We start from the raw sequence: 17,441 nt of genomic DNA on the forward strand, positions 1-17,441 counted from the left end.
GAAATCAACGCGCCTCATTTTTATCACCACTTAAAGCACGTGAAATCCAAGAAGACTTATGCTCTTGCGGTGACACTCTATTTTTCTGTAACAAATCATAGGAGAATTTATACCACTTACTTTCTGGATAATTGCGCCCTAAAACAGCTGCTGCTGTCTGCGCTTCTGCAATTAAACCAAGAGCAAGATTAACCTCAGTCAAGCGGAAAAGCGCTTCCTCAATTTGGTTTGTATCCGAATACTCTTCAACTACTGTGCGAAATCTTCTGCTTGCTGCTAAATATTGCCGACCTTCCTCATAGTAACGGCCAACCTGCATTTCTTTACCAGCCAATTGTTCTCGGCCAAAGCGTATTTTATCTTTAGCATCTTTTACATACTCAGAGTTTGGGTAGCGTTCTATTAAAAGCTGCATAGCAGCAATAGCGCGTTTGGTATCTCGTTGGTCGCGTGTAACATCGCGAATTTGATGAAAAGAAGAAAGACCAACAATATAATAAGCATAAGCAGAATCGCTGGCGTTTGGATAAAGAGTAATATAGCGCTGTGCCATACTAATTGCATCATCATACTTGGCCAGTCGGTAACTTACAAAAGCGCCCATAACTAAAGATTTACGGCCCCATTCTGTATAAGCGTATTGTTTTTCAATAATAGAAAACTTCTTCAACGCCTCATCAAATCGCCCTAGATCAAGGTTAGTAAGCGCTTGATTATACAATACATCTGGTGGATCCATTATTAAAACATGCATAGCTGGATTAAAAGCATCTGTATCTTTGCTTAAACAACCCGCTAATAAACAGAGCCCCCCTCCTAAGATCCCAATCAATACTTTGCGTACAATGTTAGATTGCCTATGTGCCATACTTTTAATATACATATTAGACCTTTTCATAGTGTTCCCAGCCTCCCAAAAATATCACCTTGGAGTAAAAGCTATTTATCAAAAAGCTTTATGCCACATCATTTTAAAACTGACTAACTGATTTAGTAGTTTTTGGTCAATCATCCCCTTAAAAATCAAAGAAGCTTAAGTAAAATTTTCCAAATCTTTTTATTCCAACTACAAAATACTTTTTTCGTAACACGACTCATCTGTCAAAACAGCCTTAACTAATTGTGAATTAAGTGCATGCCCACTGCAATGTGAACGAAATAATCCAATAAAAGGTGCACCAAGCAAAGCAGTGTCACCAACTGCATCAAGAGTTTTATGCCTAACAAATTCATTTTCAAAATAAGGGCCATCTGAATTAATGATTTGGTTATTAAGACCAATAATAAGAGAATTTTCTAAAGAGGCGCCTAATCCTTTCCCAGAAGTCCACAATTTTTCTACATCTTTAACAAAACCAAAGGTACGTGCACGCGATAAATCATCTCGAAATGCCTGTGACGTAAGATCAAAACTTAATTGCTGCTTCCCAATAGCAGATGAAGCAAAATCGATTGTAACATCAAAACGGCGGCCATTAAACGGCAAAAATTCTGCAAAGCCATTGGTCGTTTCAACGCGCATTGGTTTTTTTATAATAAAATAAGGACGCAATACTGCCTGCTGTACAATACCTACTTTCTCGAAAAGCTGACAATACTGCCATGCAGCACCATCTAAAATAGGTATCTCATTACTTGATACTTCAATGATGAGGTTATCTAAATCATAAGCAGCAATTGCCGCCATCAAATGTTCAATTGTCTCAACCCGTACATCTCCATGGCCAAGCACTGTTGATAATTCAGTCTTTCCCGTTTGCGATACATGTGCCTGAAACGTTTGTTCTTTTCCGTCCTCCCCAAAACGTTTAAAGATAATACCACACCCAACATCGGCTGGACAAACTTTTACTATAGATAGGCACCCACTATGCACACCATATCCTTTAAACGTCACTGCATTCTTAAGAGTCGATTGATACCTTTTCATCAAACGCATAATACCACTTCTTAATTTTCTTGATGATCTTTAAAGGTCTTAACAAAATCCTCAACAAATTATTTCTGCGCAAAATAATAAACCCGCTTATTATAAAGCGGGCTTATAAAAAATATAGAATCTTATATAAAAACTCAACATATTTTACTTATAATTTATCACGATAAAGAGTCTTCTCTTCCTATCCTTTTATCTATTAATGTGCTTGGCGACGCAAAAATGCAGGTATTTCCAACTGATCTTCTTCACTTACCAAAATACGCTGATCTTGTAATACGCGTGGCTGTGATTCAGTAGAACAACGTGGAACATAAACAGAAGCATCCTGAGAAAGCATTTGACTGTTTTCATTAGAATTTTTAGATTCCTCATGCTGAGAAGATCTTACAGCAGGCTCCAACCGAGCTTCTAGTTCATCTTCCTCACGATATGTTAAGCTCTGCTTTAAACGCTGCCAAAGATTACGTGGACCTTGATCAGAAATAGAAGAATGCACATCTTGTTCAAGAGAAACGGAAGGAAAATCTTTTAATTCAGGAATATGCGCCGATGTTGAGCGAGGCTGCACTTGTACTTTCTTTTCCTCCTGTTCTACAATTTCAGTCATTTCATCAAGAACATGCGCAGTCGCCTCCATACTAACTGCTGCAGCCAAAGGCTGTGCAGAAACACGATTAACCTGCATACGCGGTGTATTTGATATCTGCCCATGAGAGATATTTTGCCCATAAGGAAGAGTATTTGTATTTCGTGTAGCAACTGTATCTGTAGGGCGCGTAAAAATTTGACTTTTAGGGCGGAATGGCTCTTCAGCTGATTGATTCATTTCCAATTCAAGCGCTTCCATCACATCTACCATTGATTCAGAAGACGATGATGATGATTGAGAAACTGTTTGTTCTAGTCCATTATCACCCCTACGCATTGAAACTGTAGGTCGTTGAAATTTAGGACCAGAAGGCTGAACAACATCACTAACCATACGGTCAATACCTGTTGCAACCACCGACACACGAATAAGACCTTCAAGTGAATCATCATCAATGGCACCAAAAATAACATTCGCATCAACATCAACTTCTTCACGAATACGATTAGCAGCCTCATCCACTTCAAACAAAGTCATATCACGGCCCCCTGTAATGGAAATCAAAAGACCACGAGCCCCACACATAGAGGTTTCATCTAACAGCGGATTTGCAATAGCAGCTTCAGCAGCTTTTAAAGCACGTCCTTCACCAGAAGCCTCACCTGTTCCCATCATCGCACGACCCATTTCATGCATAACAGAACGAACATCAGCAAAGTCAAGATTAATCAACCCTTCTTTAATCATTAAGTCCGTGATAGAAGCAACACCAGAGTAAAGCACCTGATCAGCCATGGCAAAAGCATCGGCAAATGTTGTTTTTTCATCTGCAATACGAAATAGATTTTGGTTAGGAATAACAATTAATGTATCAACAGATTTCTGTAATTCTTCTATACCAGCTTCCGCGGTTTTCATACGGCGTGCACCTTCAAATTGAAATGGCTTGGTTACAACACCTACAGTCAAAATACCTTTTTCACGCGCTGCACGAGCAACAACAGGTGCCGCCCCTGTTCCAGTGCCTCCACCCATACCTGCCGTAATGAAAACCATATGGGAATTTGCAAGATGATCCATAATCTCATCAATACATTCATTTGCAGCTGCCTGCCCAACTTCCGGCAAAGCACCAGCACCCAAACCTTCTGTAACTGCCGCACCAAGCTGGATTACACGCTCAGCCTTTGACATAGCCAAAGCTTGTGCATCTGTATTGGCAACAACAAAATCAACTCCTTGAAGGCCAGCATTAATCATATTATTGACGGCATTTCCACCACCACCACCAACACCAAAAACGGTAATGCGTGGTTTCAATTCCGCGATATCTGGCCGGTGCAGATTAATCGTCATTTTCTTTTCCTTTTCATAAAGTACCGCAAACTAAAACGGTAAAAATTAATTTCATTCCTATATTTACTAAAAACTCTCACGCAACCACTGACCAACACGTTTGAAATATCCATCCGTGCTTGTCGATAAACGATTCACTGCAGTTTGGACTGTTTTTTCTTCAAACCCCGCCAATTGCGGATAAATCAACAATCCAACAGCAGATGAAAATGCCGCTCCTTTAGCAAAGGAAGGAAGCCTGGAAATACCCAAAGGCCGCCCTACACGAACATTTCTCCCCAATATACTACGTGCTATTTCCGGCAAACCCGCTAATTGGCTTGCCCCCCCGGTTAAAATAACACGCTTACCAATGATGTGACCAAAACCTGAACGGTTCAAACAATCACGCATCATTTCTAATATTTCTTCAACACGCGCACGAATAATACGACCAAGAACAGCGCATGGATACTGGATTTCACGACGTTCATTTCCAATTTCTGATACATTAATCATCTGACGCTCATCACAATCTGCTGAAAATGTTGAGCCATATATAACTTTTAAACGCTCAGCCTCTTCAATAGACATCGATAATCCACGAGCAACATCAAGAGTTATATGATTCCCCCCAATTGCAAGTGCATCTGCATGAACAAATTTTCCTCCAGAAAACACAGAAAATGTCGTTGTTCCACCACCAAAATCAATACACGCCGCTCCTAAACGCGCCTCATCATCAACTAAAACCGAAAGACCACTAGCAAAAGGTGTTGCCACCATCGCTTCAACACTTAAATGAGCACGGTTAATGCATGCTTCCAAATTACGTAAAGGCGCTGTTTCTGCCGTCACAACATGCACATCAACACCAAATAACTCTCCCATCATCCCAACAGGATCAGAAATTCCCTTATCTCCATCTAACGCATAAGACACTGGAACTGAATGCATAACGTGACGTTCAGCCTTAAAAGCTTTACGCGAAACATCTGCTAATGCCATACGCATATCACGCGTAGTAACTTTACGCCCCCCCAAACGCACAACACCATTAACAAAGGCACTCTTCAACCGGCTTGAAGAAAAATTCACAATGACTGAATCTACCACTAAACCAGCCATTTTTTCTGCTGCATCAACAGCCAAACGTATAGACTGCTCTGCCGCATACATATCCATCACAACACCAGATTTAATACCACGTGAACGTTGCACACCAAAACCTAAAATTTCCATAGAGTGTGTACGAGCATGTAAATGGTGTGTATGCCTCAAAGGATGCAAACAAGCAATAAGACACACAATCTTACTTGAACCAACATCAAGAACCGTTAAAAAACGTGTTTTGCGCCCTCCACTATGATGCGACCCAAGCAACATTACACATCCCCCGCCTTCAAGACGCGCTCTTCTTCTGCTACAGCAGCACGATGACGTGCCAACGCTTTATCGGATAAAGAAACTGTTATCCGATCAGAAAGACGCAAATCAACACTTAAAACATCACGCACAAAAAGATCTTGTACCATACCTGTTTTAATAAGAGAAGAAAGGCTTTCAACAGCTCCCTTTTCAGGCAGCATAATACGCATTCCATTATCTAGAACAATATCCCAACGCCGATCACCCACACGCACATAAGCACGGATACGGTCGCTCAACTGTGGATATACCGAAAGCTCTTGAATAAATAATTTTGCTGCACTTTGTGCACCATAACCAACCACAAGAGGCAAATTCTGAACCAGACCCGCCTGAAATGGAGCAATCACACATCCTGTATGATCAACAATATCTATTATACCATCATGTTGCCAAACGGCATATGGTTCACGCTCTATCACTGAAATACGCACACGATTAGGATAAATCTTCTGAACATCAGCAGATTGAATCCAAGCCTGTTGTTCTAAAATAAAACGCGCTTTATTAACATCAAAATTGATAATTGATGGATAAGTATCAAGCTCTAAAATCTTCAAAATATCCTGTCTTGCTACACGCTTATTGCCATTCATATCGACATCAGTCACTACAAAACCAAAATTCAATGGTACAGCTTTTATAATACTATCCATCTGACCATTAAACGAAATCCCATAAAGCACCGAAAGAAAGAAAAAAAACAAAACGGCAAAAGAACCAAAATGGCGAGGCACATAAATACTGGCAACAAACTGAAATATAAACCGACAAAAGCGACGATAAAGACGCGGAAAAACTGGCACTGACTGCACCATCAGAACATTTATTCTATCAACATTCAACGCATACACGACGCGTCCTCCGCTATCCATTTAACAATATCACCGTAAGTACGGCCACTCGCTTTCGCTATATCAGGAACAAGAGAAACCGATGTCATACCAGGCTGCGTATTAATTTCGAGCCAAACTAGCTCCTCTGTCTCCTCGACAAAACGAAAATCTGAACGGCTAACACCTCGACAACCTATAGCTTGATGTGCTGCCAAAGACATTCTTTGCACTTTTTGGTAAATATTTAATGAAAGTTGTGCAGGACAAATATGAAGAGAACCACCAGGCTTATATTTTGAATCATAATCATAAAATTGAAAATGTTTATCAGGCACAATTTCACAAACATCCAAAGCTTCATCCCCTAAAACTGCGCAAGTAAGTTCACGCCCAGGAATGTACTTTTCGACAATCACTTCATCCCCATAAACCCATTCACTACTCATAACATTACGCAGTGGCAAAGCCTCATCACCACTTACAATCACCACACCAAAACTTGACCCTTCACGCACCGGTTTAATGACATAGGGTGGTTCCATAGGATGCTCTCGCCCTATAGCAAAGCGATTCATCACACAAGAAGGAGCAACATGTACACCAGCGCTAGCAGCAATGACTTTCGCACGTCCTTTATCCATTGCCAAAGCTGATGCCATCACTCCAGAATGAGTATAAGGAATTTTCAAATATTCAAGAATACCTTGGATACAACCATCTTCACCAAATGGTCCATGCAATGCGTTAAAAACAATATCTGGCTGCAATTGCTTAAGAACAGCAGCAACTTGTTGATCAACATCCACACGAATTACGTGATAACCCTGCTTTTCAAGAGCATCAGCACAAGCAGTACCTGAAGATAAGCTTACAGAGCGCTCAGATGAAAATCCGCCCATCAACACAGCTATACGCTTATCTTTCATAACAATCTATTCCTCTTGACATACTAGATATAGACTCTATCAAAACAATTCATACTATACATAAGAACAAACTAGATTTATCCTTGCGAATCAACATCCTAGCATTTTCTATAATGAATCAGAATCAAGAGTATGAAGCAAGAGTTTTTCTGTTAATTTATTGATTTTTAATGGAAAATTTTTCTTATCTCTTTGAAATGACTCAATTTTTTAGTGATTTAAATAAATCAATAAAACTGATCAAAAGAAGGAACGATATGGTCTTGTTCAAACTGACCAAGGCGCTGTATTTCCCATTCTAAATAATGGGCCGAATGAGCAAAAACACGAGCACGTACAGTTTCACCCAACTGCTCAAGATCATAGCCTGTAGCCTTACCTGTATTAATCATAAAATTACAATGCATCTCACTCATTTGAGCACCACCGATCTGTAAACCACGGCACCCCGCTTCATCAATAACGCGCCATGCAGATGTACCTTTAGGGTTACGAAAAGTTGACCCACCTGTTTTTTCGCGAACAGGTTGTACTTTTTCCCGATGCAGAACAACTTCATTCATAGCAGCATGAATATTATCTTTATTTCCTGGCTTTCCTTCCAATACAGCAGCAGTAAAAATAAGCTCTTCGGAAGCATTACAATGACGATACGAATAATGCATATCGTTTATACTCAAGACATGGCGCTCACCCTTACGATCAAGTGCATAGACCTCAACAACACGCTCAGCTGTCTCAATGCCATTAGCCCCTGCATTCATTTTTAATGCCCCACCCAAATTACCAGGAATACCATAATAAAAATGAAAACCAGAAAGCTCAGCCTCTAAAGCCGCTGCTGCTAAATGTTTATCTGCCGTAGCAGCACCAACAAGAAGGCGCTTTGGAGAAACCTGCTCTAATTGTCCAAAACCTTTTGCTGAAAGACGAATAACGACCCCAGGAATTCCCCCATCACGTATAAGAAGATTAGAACCAATCCCCACAATTGTTATAGGAATAGATTCTGGTAACACTTGAAGAAACAAAGCTAAATCTGCTTCATCAGAAGGCTGATAAAAAAGCTCAGCTAACCCACCAGTACGAAACCATGTCACCTTACGCATCTCAACATTGGGAGTAAATTTACCCCGTATTTTCTTCAATGCCGGCTGTAACTGTGCCAACAGCGTTTCACCATCAATTGGCTGAAAATTAACCATTTCTATTAAGTTCCGCTAATTGTTTAGGTAGAGCATAAGCCCATTGTGTAATGCTACCTGCACCAAGAAAAACAATATAATCACCAGGTTTCGCTAATGTAGCTATAATCAAAGTAATATCTTCAAGAGTATTCACTAAGCGCACATCACGATGGCTTGCCATTTGAATATGTTCAACCAATTCTTTAGAACCAAAACCAGTAATTGGTTCTTCACCAGCTGCATAAACTGGTGCAATCATCACTGTATCAGCATCATTAAAACAAGTGACAAAATCATCAAATAAATCATGCAAACGTGAATAACGGTGCGGTTGTACAATCGCAATAACCCGTCCTTTCGCACTTTCACGAGCTGCACTTAAAACAGCTTTTATTTCAACCGGATGGTGTCCATAATCATCAAATATCTCAACACCACACCAACTTCCCGTTTGTGTAAAACGCCGTTTTACTCCACAAAATTTCGCTAACCCTTTTCTAATAGATTCATTTGAAATACCAAGCTCATGTGCAATAGCAATCGCTGCAGTAGCATTAGAAATATTGTGTTGCCCTGACATCGGTAAAACCAAATTTCTCAATTCAGTCTCTTCATTTGTTTTTCGGGATCGAATAAGAACGTCAAAATGCGTTTTTTGACCTTCCATCGAAAGATTAAGAAAACGTACATCAGCTTGCGGATTAGCACCATAAGTCACCACCCAACGATCATCAATACGACTGGCCAATGTCTGAACCTCTGGATGATCAAGGCACATAACAGCAAAACCATAAAAAGGCACATTCTCTACGAATTGCCGAAAAGCCTCACGTACAGCATCAAAACTACCATAATAATCCAGATGTTCAGAGTCGATATTGGTGACAACAACAATATCAGCAGGCAATTTTAAAAATGTACCATCACTTTCATCGGCTTCAACCACCATCCAATCTCCACAGCCCATACGTGCATTGGTTCCATAAGCGTTGATAATGCCACCATTAATGACCATCGGATCAAAATTACTAGCGTCAAGAAGTGCTGCTACCATTGATGTGGTGGTTGTCTTACCATGTGTACCACCAACAGCTATTGCTCGGCGAAAACGCATCAATTCTGCTAACATTTCCGCACGCCTAACAATTGGTAAATGCTTTTCCTTAGCAGCAATATATTCAGGATTTGTTTTTTTTATAGCAGTGGAAATAACAACAACTTTTGCCGCTTCTAAATTTTCAGCACGATGACCTATATGAATATTAATCCCTTTACCCCGTAAACGCTCCACATTTGCATTATCCGTTTGGTCGGATCCTTGAACTTTATAACCAAGATTATGAAGAACCTCAGCAATTCCACTCATACCAATACCACCAATACCTACAAAGTGGATAAGGCCAATATCAAGCGGCATTTTCATTAAAAAGCTCCTTTCTAATGTCTGATAATGACCTTCCTGCAATCAACGCTTCAGCCATATCTGCAAGAACTTTGGTTGCATGAGATTGCCCAACCTTTTTTGCAGCAAGCGCCTGTTTTTTTAATAAGTCTGGTTCACGACAAGCTTTCGTTAAAAGAGAAGCGAGTATTTGTGCATTTAAATCTTTTTCAGCGATAATTTGAGCTGCTCCCGTTGCAGCAAGCATTGCCGCATTTTCTGCTTGATCATGATCTAAAGCATGAGGATAGGGAATCAATAAAGCTGGCCTACCAATAACAGCTATTTCACAAACCGTTGAAGCACCAGAACGTGACATAATAAAATGAGACCAAGCAATATGTTCAGCCATATTATCAAAAAAAGGAGCAACTTTTGCTTCCACCCCCATATTGCGATAAATTTGTACCAAATCCATCACTTCACCACGAACCTGCTGAATAATACGTAAACGTTTACGGATATTATTATCAAGTAAAGCAATCGCTTCAGGGACAATTTTTGAAAAAGCAGAAGCCCCTTGGCTACCACCAAAAACCAAAAAATGAAATGGCTTGTCCTCAGTAGAAGGATAATAAGGAATTTCTGCCGCTTTAAGGATAGCCTCACGAACAGGATTGCCTGTAAGAAACGTTTTATAAGCATAAACTCCATTAGCTGACAATAAACCACCTGCTATTGCATTGACCCTAGATGCTAAAACTTTATTAGCACGGCCCATAACAGCATTTTGCTCATGAATAAATGTTACACGTTTCGTTAAGGCAGCAATCAAAACAGGTGGAAAGGTAGGATAACCACCAAATCCCCCCACAAGAACAGGACGTAATTTATAAAAAAGCACCCACGATTGACATATTCCCTTTAACAAACGCCAAAATGTTTTTATAAGTGCAAAAGGATGATACCGTGTTAATGTTGCTGATGAAATAATATGGATATGTTTTTTATCAAAATGGCGCACAAAATACTTCGCTCTTTCATCCGTTGCCAAATGAACATCATATCCGCGCCGTCTTAATTCAACAGAAAGTGCCTCTGCAGGAAAAAGATGCCCACCTGTACCTCCAGCAACCAAAATAATAACCTTTTTTTTATGCGTCATTAGGTAACATCCTAAACAGTAAGCGGAGGAAAAGCTGAAAACCGCGTTTCTGGCCAACGGCGTGTTAAACTAAGCAAAATACCCATCGAAATAGCAATCGCCACCATAGATGAACCACCATAAGAAATAAATGGCAATGTCATACCTTTTGGAGGTATCAAATGAAGATTGACTGCCATATTAATCCCCGATTGCAAACCAATCATTATCGCCATGCCAGTAATACCAAAACACGTAAATGAATCACGCGTATTCAACGCTATATAAAGTGAACGTATAACAATAAAACCAAAAAGGGCCATAATCAATAAACAGAAGATAATACCATATTCTTCAGCTGCAACAGAAAACACAAAATCTGTATGGCTATCAGGAATAATGCGCTTAACTGTCCCCTCACCTGGCCCTTGACCAAACCACCCACCATTTAAAATAGCTTCACGCCCTACATCTACCTGAAATGTATCACCTTCACCTGTTAAAAAACCATTAATACGTTCGCGCACATGGTGAACAAAAAAATAAGCTAAAAAACCTCCTAAAACCGCTAAAACAACAAAGAACAAAATAATAGTAAGAGATACACCTGCTACAAAAAACAAACCACCCCATGTTGCACTAATCAAAAGTGTTTGACCAATATCAGGCTGTAAAACAAGAAGTGTGCAACAAAGAGCATAAAGTGCAATAGCCAATGTATAGCGCAACCTACCGTAATGTTTCATTTGATCTGAAAACAACCAAGCTGACACAACCACAAACGCTGGTTTCATAAATTCTGAAGCTTGCAAAGAAAAACCAAACAAAGAAATCCAACGCCGCGCCCCTTTTAACTCAGAACCAAATAATAAAGTTGCGACCATAAGAATAAGTGTCGCAAATAATAAAAGAATGGATAAACGGCGAATATTATGGGGTGAAAAAAAAGAAATAGTAACCATAGTAAAAAACGCAAGGATACTAAAAATGATATGCCAACGAACAAAATAAAAACTATCCGCAATTCCTATTTTTTTCGCAACAGCGGGACTAGCTGCAAAAGACAACATAACGCCAATCCCCATCAAAATCAGACAAGCAGCAAAAATAAAACGATCAATCGTCCACCACCAATTAGCAATCGGATCTTGATTTGCACGAGTAATCATCACCTTCACTTTATCCTTTTTATCATTCCACTCAAAGCGATATGATGTTTCTATTTTTTTTGGCAAGCATTTCAAAAACTAAATTACACTAAAAAAGATTCTGGATTATTAATAGTAGAATAATTTTTTTATAATTCGTTTTCCTTCAACTGCCTAACCAAAGAAATAAAAGTCTCTCCACGCATTTCATAATTTTTGAATTGATCATAACTCGCACAAGCTGGCGAAAACAAAACCACGGCTTCTTTTGCATTGGCGTGAATTGCATCAATAGCCGCTTCCCGCACTGCATTTTCCAAAGTTAAGCTCATTGAAAAAGGAAAAGCAGAGCCAATAGTGTGGGCAAAATCCTCTGCAGCAGCACCAATTAAATAAGCTTTATGAATTTTATCAAAAAATCCTTTTAAGGGAGCAATTCCACTTTCTTTTGCCTGCCCTCCAGCGATCCAAAAAATATCGTTAAAAGTAGCAAGCGCGCAAGCTGATGCTTCCGCATTGGTAGCTTTACTATCATTAATAAATAAAACCGGTCCAATTTTGCGTACCTGCTGCATACGATGGGCAAGCCCCATATAACTTGCTAAATGCTTCTCTATATGCGGATCAGTAATTTTTAACACCTGCAATGTCGCTAAAACTATAAGAGCATTTTGCACATTATGGGCACCGCGTAACGAAGTTATTGTAGCAAGATCTGCAAGCAAACAACGCTGCCCATGGCTAATAGAAAAAAGTTTCGTTCCTTCTGCATAAAAACCATCATCAATACAGTATTCTTTAGAAATTGCCTTAACTTGATGCCCCCCATTTATAAGTTGTTGATATAAAATCTGACAGGCGGCATCATCAACTGAAACAAGAGCATGAAAAGCTTTAGAAACTAAACGCCCTTTGACTTGCGCATAATGAGTAAAGCTGCCATGTCGGTCAATATGATCAGGTGTTAGATTTAACAAAAGACCAACTGTAGGTTGAAGAGAAGGACTTAAGTCAATCTGAAATGATGAACATTCAATAACATAAATACGTTTTTTAACAAATGGCTTAAGAGTTAATATCGCTGTTCCAATATTTCCTCCCATTTGTACATCATAACCCATCTTGTCTAAAAGATGGGCAAGTAAAGTAGTAGTGGTCGATTTACCATTCGTACCTGTAATAGCAATAAATGGAACATCCTGATCACAAAAACCATGTTGACGTAAAAAATGGTTCCGTGCACGAACAAATAGTTCAATATCACCAATAATTTCTATACCTGCCTGACGTGCTTTATTAACCGTCCAATGAGGTTGAGGGTGAGTTAAAGGTACCCCAGGCGCTAAAATCAATGCAACAAATTCTGACCAATCTTCATAACGAAGATCTCTCGTTGGAATATTTTTTCTACAAGCAGCTTCTACGCTAGAAGGATTTTCATCCCACCCAATCACTTCAGCTCCACCAGTAATGAGTGCTTGCGCTGTAGCTAATCCAGACTGCCCTAGTCCAAATAGAGCAACTTTTTGACCTTTATAGCATTCAACTGAAATCACAATCTTATCTCAACTTAAGTGTTGAAAGACCAATCAACGCTAAAACAATCGAAATAATCCAAAAGCGTACCACAACCTGACTTTCAGTCCACCCCTTTTTCTCAAAATGATGATGAATTGGTGCCATAAGGAATACACGCTTTCTCGTCAATTTAAACCAACCTACCTGAATGATAACCGACAGCGTTTCTAAAACAAAAAGCCCACCGATAACAGCTAAAACAATTTCATGTTTAGTCGCTACAGCAACAACACCCAACAACCCTCCAAGCGCCAACGAACCGGTATCACCCATAAAAATAGCCGCCGGAGGTGCATTAAACCATAAAAAACCAAGACCAGCACCCACAACTGCTCCTAATAAAACAGTCAATTCTCCAGCTCCAGGTACATAGTGGATCTGTAAATAATCAGCAAAATTTATATTACCCGACAGATAAGCAATTAACGCAAACGATAAAGCAGCGACCATTACAGGAACAATAGCAAGCCCATCAAGACCATCCGTTAAATTAACCGCATTACCGGTCCCCACTATAACACAAGCAGTAAAAGGAATAAAAAACCAACCTAAATTAATAAAATAGTCTTTCACAAAAGGTAAAGCCAATCCTGGTGAACCAATCTTTACAATAATCACACAAGCAGTTGTCGCAATTAAAAACTCTAAACCCAATCGTGCTTTACCGGAAAATCCCTTGTCTGTTTGCTTTGTCACTTTAAGATAATCATCATAAAAACCAATTACCCCAAAAGAAAGCATAACTAATAATGATACCCAAAGATAAGCGTTCGATAAATTACACCACAGAAGCGTCGATGCCACAATGCCACTCAAAATCATTAACCCACCCATGGTAGGTGTCCCAGCTTTTTTAAAATGGGTTTGAGGGCCATCAGCTCGAATTGGCTGCCCCTTTCCTTGCCGCACTTTAAGAGAAGCAATAATACTAGGGCCAAACAAAAAAACAATTAAACCTGATGTCAGCATAGCTAACACAGTGCGAAAAGTAATATAACGAAAAACATTAACGCCTGGCAGCCAATCACTCAACGAAGAAAGTAACAAAATCATAGTGCAAAAAACCCGGTAAAATTATAAAGATATCTTTTTATAGCGATCAAGAAGAGCCACCACAATACGTGACAAACCAACACTATGAGATGATTTAATCATAATAAGATCGCCTTCTGAAATTTCTTGTAAAATAAGCGGTAAAAGTTCCTCAATATGTTCAGAGTAATAAACTTTGATATAAGTAGAAAGCTCATCAGCCAAAAATTTCATTGCTTTTCCAACTAAAAAAACCGGATTAGCACCAGAAATACATATTGGCTTCACCAGATCACGATGAAGCTTTTCACTATAAACTCCTAACTCAAGCATATCACCCAAAATTGCTATTTTACGACCACGTGTACCGACTGGTCCCGCAGCAAGAAGATCAAGGGCAGCACGCATAGAAGAAGGATTGGCATTATAACTTTCATCAATTAAATGAAATTCTCCTCCATTTGGCAAAGATAGTCGATAGCGGTTACCTCTGCCTTTTGGAAGAGAAAAACAATTTAAAGCAAGTGAAACACGTGTTAAATCAGCACCAACTACATCACAAACCGCTAAAACGCCCAAAATATTTTGTACAATATGCCGCCCAGGAGCACCAATTTTAACCGTCATATCTTGGTTAGAAAAATGCATAGTCATGCAAGAACAATCTGTCAAAAGATGAATCTCTTTTGCCTGGTAATTAGCACCTTGCGATTCTCCAAAACTCAAGATTTTTTTTACACCACATTGTTCTGCTTTTTGAACCAAACGAGAAAAAAAATGACTATCCGCATTTAAAAGAGCTACACCTTCATCATCCAGTCCTTCAAAAATTTCAGCTTTTGCATCTGCAATTTCTTCAAGATTTTTAAAAAAACCTATATGTCCAGCAGCAATATGAGTAATCAAAGCTACATGTGGGCGAACTAATTTTACCAAAGGACGAATTTCATTCTTATGATTCATCCCAATCTCAAATATGCCATAATCACTATCTGCAGGCATACGTGCTAAAGTTAAGGGAACACCCCAACAATTGTTGAAAGAACCAAGATTAGCATAAACCCTTCCAACAGTTCCAAGTGCTTGTTTAAGAGCTTCTTTTGTTGTTGTTTTTCCAACAGAACCTGTAACAGCTATAATTTTAGCTTTTGAACGCTCACGTGCTGCTTGCGCAAGTTTTTCTAACGCTTTTAAAACATCGGGAACCACAATCAATGGAGCAGCTAATGTCTTCATTTCAGCCAAACGATTTTGCGCAACCACAAGAACTCCAGCACCTTTCGCGTAAGCTTGTGCAGCAAAATCATGACCGTCTAGACTATTACCCTTAATGCAGAAAAAAATATCACCCTCTATAAGAGATCTACTATCAATAGAAATCCCCGAAAAAGTCTCTGGCAAGCATCCAACCGATAGACCATTCATAACAGAAAGAAGTGTCTGTTTATCCCATAAAACTGTCATTTATTTCGTTCTTTCAAAGCAGAAACTGCTCTTAAATGATCTGAAAAAGGATACGTTGTCTTTCCTATAATTTGACCATTTTCATGACCTTTTCCTGCAATAATCAACGTATCTCCAGCTTCAAGTAACCTCACTGCATAATCAATAGCTTCACCACGATCTGCTATTTCCATTGCTCCTGATGCTGCTTGTAAAATATCTTTTCGAATTTTTGCAGGATCTTCCGTGCGAGGATTATCATCAGTAACAATAACAATATCAGCTTTGCTTGCTGCAATTTTTCCCATCAAGGGTCTTTTGCCCTGATCACGATCACCACCACAACCAAAAACAAGAATCAAACGCCCCAATGTAAAGGGGCGAACAGAAAGTAATACCTGCTCTAAAGCCTCTGGTTTATGAGCATAATCCACATAAACAAATGCATTATCTTCCGTATTTCCGACCAACTCTAACCGGCCAGGTGCTCCTTGTAATTTTTTCAAAGAGCGAAAAACACTACTGGGCGGTACATTTGTCGCAATTGCTAAACCTGCAGCCATAAGTGCATTAGTCACTTGAAACTCCCCCGCAAGAGGCAAATCAAATGTGTAAATATCGTTTCCCATACGACACTCAACACACTGTTTTAAACGCTGATGCTCAATACGATTAATCGTAATAAACTTGCCGCTACGTCCAACCGTTAATACTGGGCGCCCTGCTCGTGTAACATGATCAATCACCTTTTGTGAATAAACATCATCTGCAAAAATAATAGCGGGTGCATCACGTGGCAAAAGCGTATCAAACAATCTCATTTTAGCACGTAAATAATCTTCCACACATGGGTGATAATCCATATGATCGCGCCCTAAATTAGTGAAAGCTGCTGCTGCTAAACGCACTCCATCAAGTCTACCCTGATCAAGACCATGCGAAGAAGCTTCAAGTGCCGCATGCGTAACACCCTCACCAGTAATTTCACACAACAAACGTTGCAACATTACTGGATCAGGTGTTGTGAGGGAGCCATAATCATTACGCTTAGGTGAAACAACACCAACTGTCCCTATGCTAGCTGCACAAAACCCAGCATGCTTCCAAATTTGCCTAACAAAAGACACAACCGATGTTTTTCCGCTTGTCCCCGTAACAGCTGTAACAATTTCAGGTTGAACACCATAAAAACGTGCAGCTGCAATGGCTAAGCTATGGCGTACATCTACAACACGCAAAACCGGAACACATACCCCCTCAAGGGTACAATCATAATCTGTAACTATTACTCGTGCACCACGCTCTATAGCATCGTTCACATATTGCCTGCCATCACCTTGTTTACCTTGAAGAGCCACAAAAACATAACCTGGCAACACTTGCCGAGAATCTGAACTTATTCCCGTAATTTCAATTGAGGCAAGACAATTATCTTCAATACATTCTGTAAATAATGCTCCAAGAAACATGATTGC

General features: G+C 39.6%; 14 protein-coding genes. All 14 read right to left on the reverse strand.

What is annotated here, in order from left to right; genetic code table 11:
* Positions 1 to 4 precede the first annotated feature (4 nt).
* On the reverse strand, positions 5 to 898 hold the full coding sequence (locus GGR10_RS04590; protein ID WP_182480132.1) for an outer membrane protein assembly factor BamD: 894 nt from the start codon (positions 896 to 898) through the stop codon (positions 5 to 7).
* A gap of 168 nt (positions 899 to 1,066) precedes the next feature.
* Entirely contained in the window at positions 1,067 to 1,939 is an 873-nt protein-coding gene (lpxC, locus tag GGR10_RS04595) for a UDP-3-O-acyl-N-acetylglucosamine deacetylase (RefSeq protein ID WP_182480133.1), read from the reverse strand.
* Between the two features lie 196 nt (positions 1,940 to 2,135).
* The gene (gene ftsZ, locus GGR10_RS04600) at positions 2,136 to 3,884 is read right to left on the reverse strand and encodes a cell division protein FtsZ (RefSeq protein WP_182480134.1); all 1,749 of its coding nucleotides are present in this window, start codon (positions 3,882 to 3,884) and stop codon (positions 2,136 to 2,138) included.
* Positions 3,885 to 3,950: 66 nt separating this feature from the next.
* Entirely contained in the window at positions 3,951 to 5,249 is a 1,299-nt protein-coding gene (ftsA, locus tag GGR10_RS04605) for a cell division protein FtsA (RefSeq protein ID WP_182480135.1), read from the reverse strand.
* The gene (locus GGR10_RS04610) at positions 5,249 to 6,166 is read right to left on the reverse strand and encodes a cell division protein FtsQ/DivIB (protein WP_210268793.1); all 918 of its coding nucleotides are present in this window, start codon (positions 6,164 to 6,166) and stop codon (positions 5,249 to 5,251) included. Before GGR10_RS04610 ends, ftsA begins: the two co-directional genes overlap by 1 nt.
* On the reverse strand, positions 6,133 to 7,053 hold the full coding sequence (locus tag GGR10_RS04615; protein ID WP_182480136.1) for a D-alanine--D-alanine ligase: 921 nt from the start codon (positions 7,051 to 7,053) through the stop codon (positions 6,133 to 6,135). Before GGR10_RS04615 ends, GGR10_RS04610 begins: the two co-directional genes overlap by 34 nt.
* Positions 7,054 to 7,280: 227 nt before the next feature.
* Complete coding sequence (gene murB / locus GGR10_RS04620) at positions 7,281 to 8,258, reverse strand: UDP-N-acetylmuramate dehydrogenase (RefSeq protein ID WP_182480137.1); 978 nt, start codon at positions 8,256 to 8,258, stop codon at positions 7,281 to 7,283.
* A complete protein-coding gene (murC, locus tag GGR10_RS04625) occupies positions 8,251 to 9,663 on the reverse strand; it encodes a UDP-N-acetylmuramate--L-alanine ligase (RefSeq protein WP_182480138.1) in 1,413 nt (470 codons plus the stop codon). Before murC ends, murB begins: the two co-directional genes overlap by 8 nt.
* Positions 9,647 to 10,786, reverse strand: a complete 1,140-nt coding sequence (gene murG, locus GGR10_RS04630) for an undecaprenyldiphospho-muramoylpentapeptide beta-N-acetylglucosaminyltransferase (RefSeq protein WP_182480139.1) — start codon at positions 10,784 to 10,786, stop codon at positions 9,647 to 9,649. Before murG ends, murC begins: the two co-directional genes overlap by 17 nt.
* 11 nt (positions 10,787 to 10,797) lie before the next feature.
* Positions 10,798 to 11,934 (reverse strand): FtsW/RodA/SpoVE family cell cycle protein, encoded by a 1,137-nt coding sequence (locus GGR10_RS04635; RefSeq protein ID WP_176692445.1) that lies wholly within the window; start codon positions 11,932 to 11,934, stop codon positions 10,798 to 10,800.
* Between the two features lie 128 nt (positions 11,935 to 12,062).
* On the reverse strand, positions 12,063 to 13,469 hold the full coding sequence (gene murD, locus GGR10_RS04640; RefSeq protein WP_182480140.1) for a UDP-N-acetylmuramoyl-L-alanine--D-glutamate ligase: 1,407 nt from the start codon (positions 13,467 to 13,469) through the stop codon (positions 12,063 to 12,065).
* 4 nt (positions 13,470 to 13,473) lie between these two features.
* Positions 13,474 to 14,544, reverse strand: a complete 1,071-nt coding sequence (mraY, locus tag GGR10_RS04645; RefSeq protein ID WP_182480141.1) for a phospho-N-acetylmuramoyl-pentapeptide-transferase — start codon at positions 14,542 to 14,544, stop codon at positions 13,474 to 13,476.
* A gap of 21 nt (positions 14,545 to 14,565) precedes the next feature.
* On the reverse strand, positions 14,566 to 15,987 hold the full coding sequence (locus tag GGR10_RS04650; protein ID WP_182480142.1) for a UDP-N-acetylmuramoylalanyl-D-glutamyl-2,6-diaminopimelate--D-alanyl-D-alanine ligase: 1,422 nt from the start codon (positions 15,985 to 15,987) through the stop codon (positions 14,566 to 14,568).
* Positions 15,984 to 17,435, reverse strand: a complete 1,452-nt coding sequence (locus tag GGR10_RS04655; RefSeq protein WP_182480143.1) for a UDP-N-acetylmuramoyl-L-alanyl-D-glutamate--2,6-diaminopimelate ligase — start codon at positions 17,433 to 17,435, stop codon at positions 15,984 to 15,986. The genes GGR10_RS04650 and GGR10_RS04655 overlap by 4 nt, the downstream gene beginning before the upstream one ends.
* Between the last annotated feature and the right edge of the window lie 6 nt (positions 17,436 to 17,441).

The sequence above is a fragment of the Bartonella chomelii genome (assembly GCF_014138465.1).
GTDB classification, from domain to species: domain Bacteria; phylum Pseudomonadota; class Alphaproteobacteria; order Rhizobiales; family Rhizobiaceae; genus Bartonella; species Bartonella schoenbuchensis.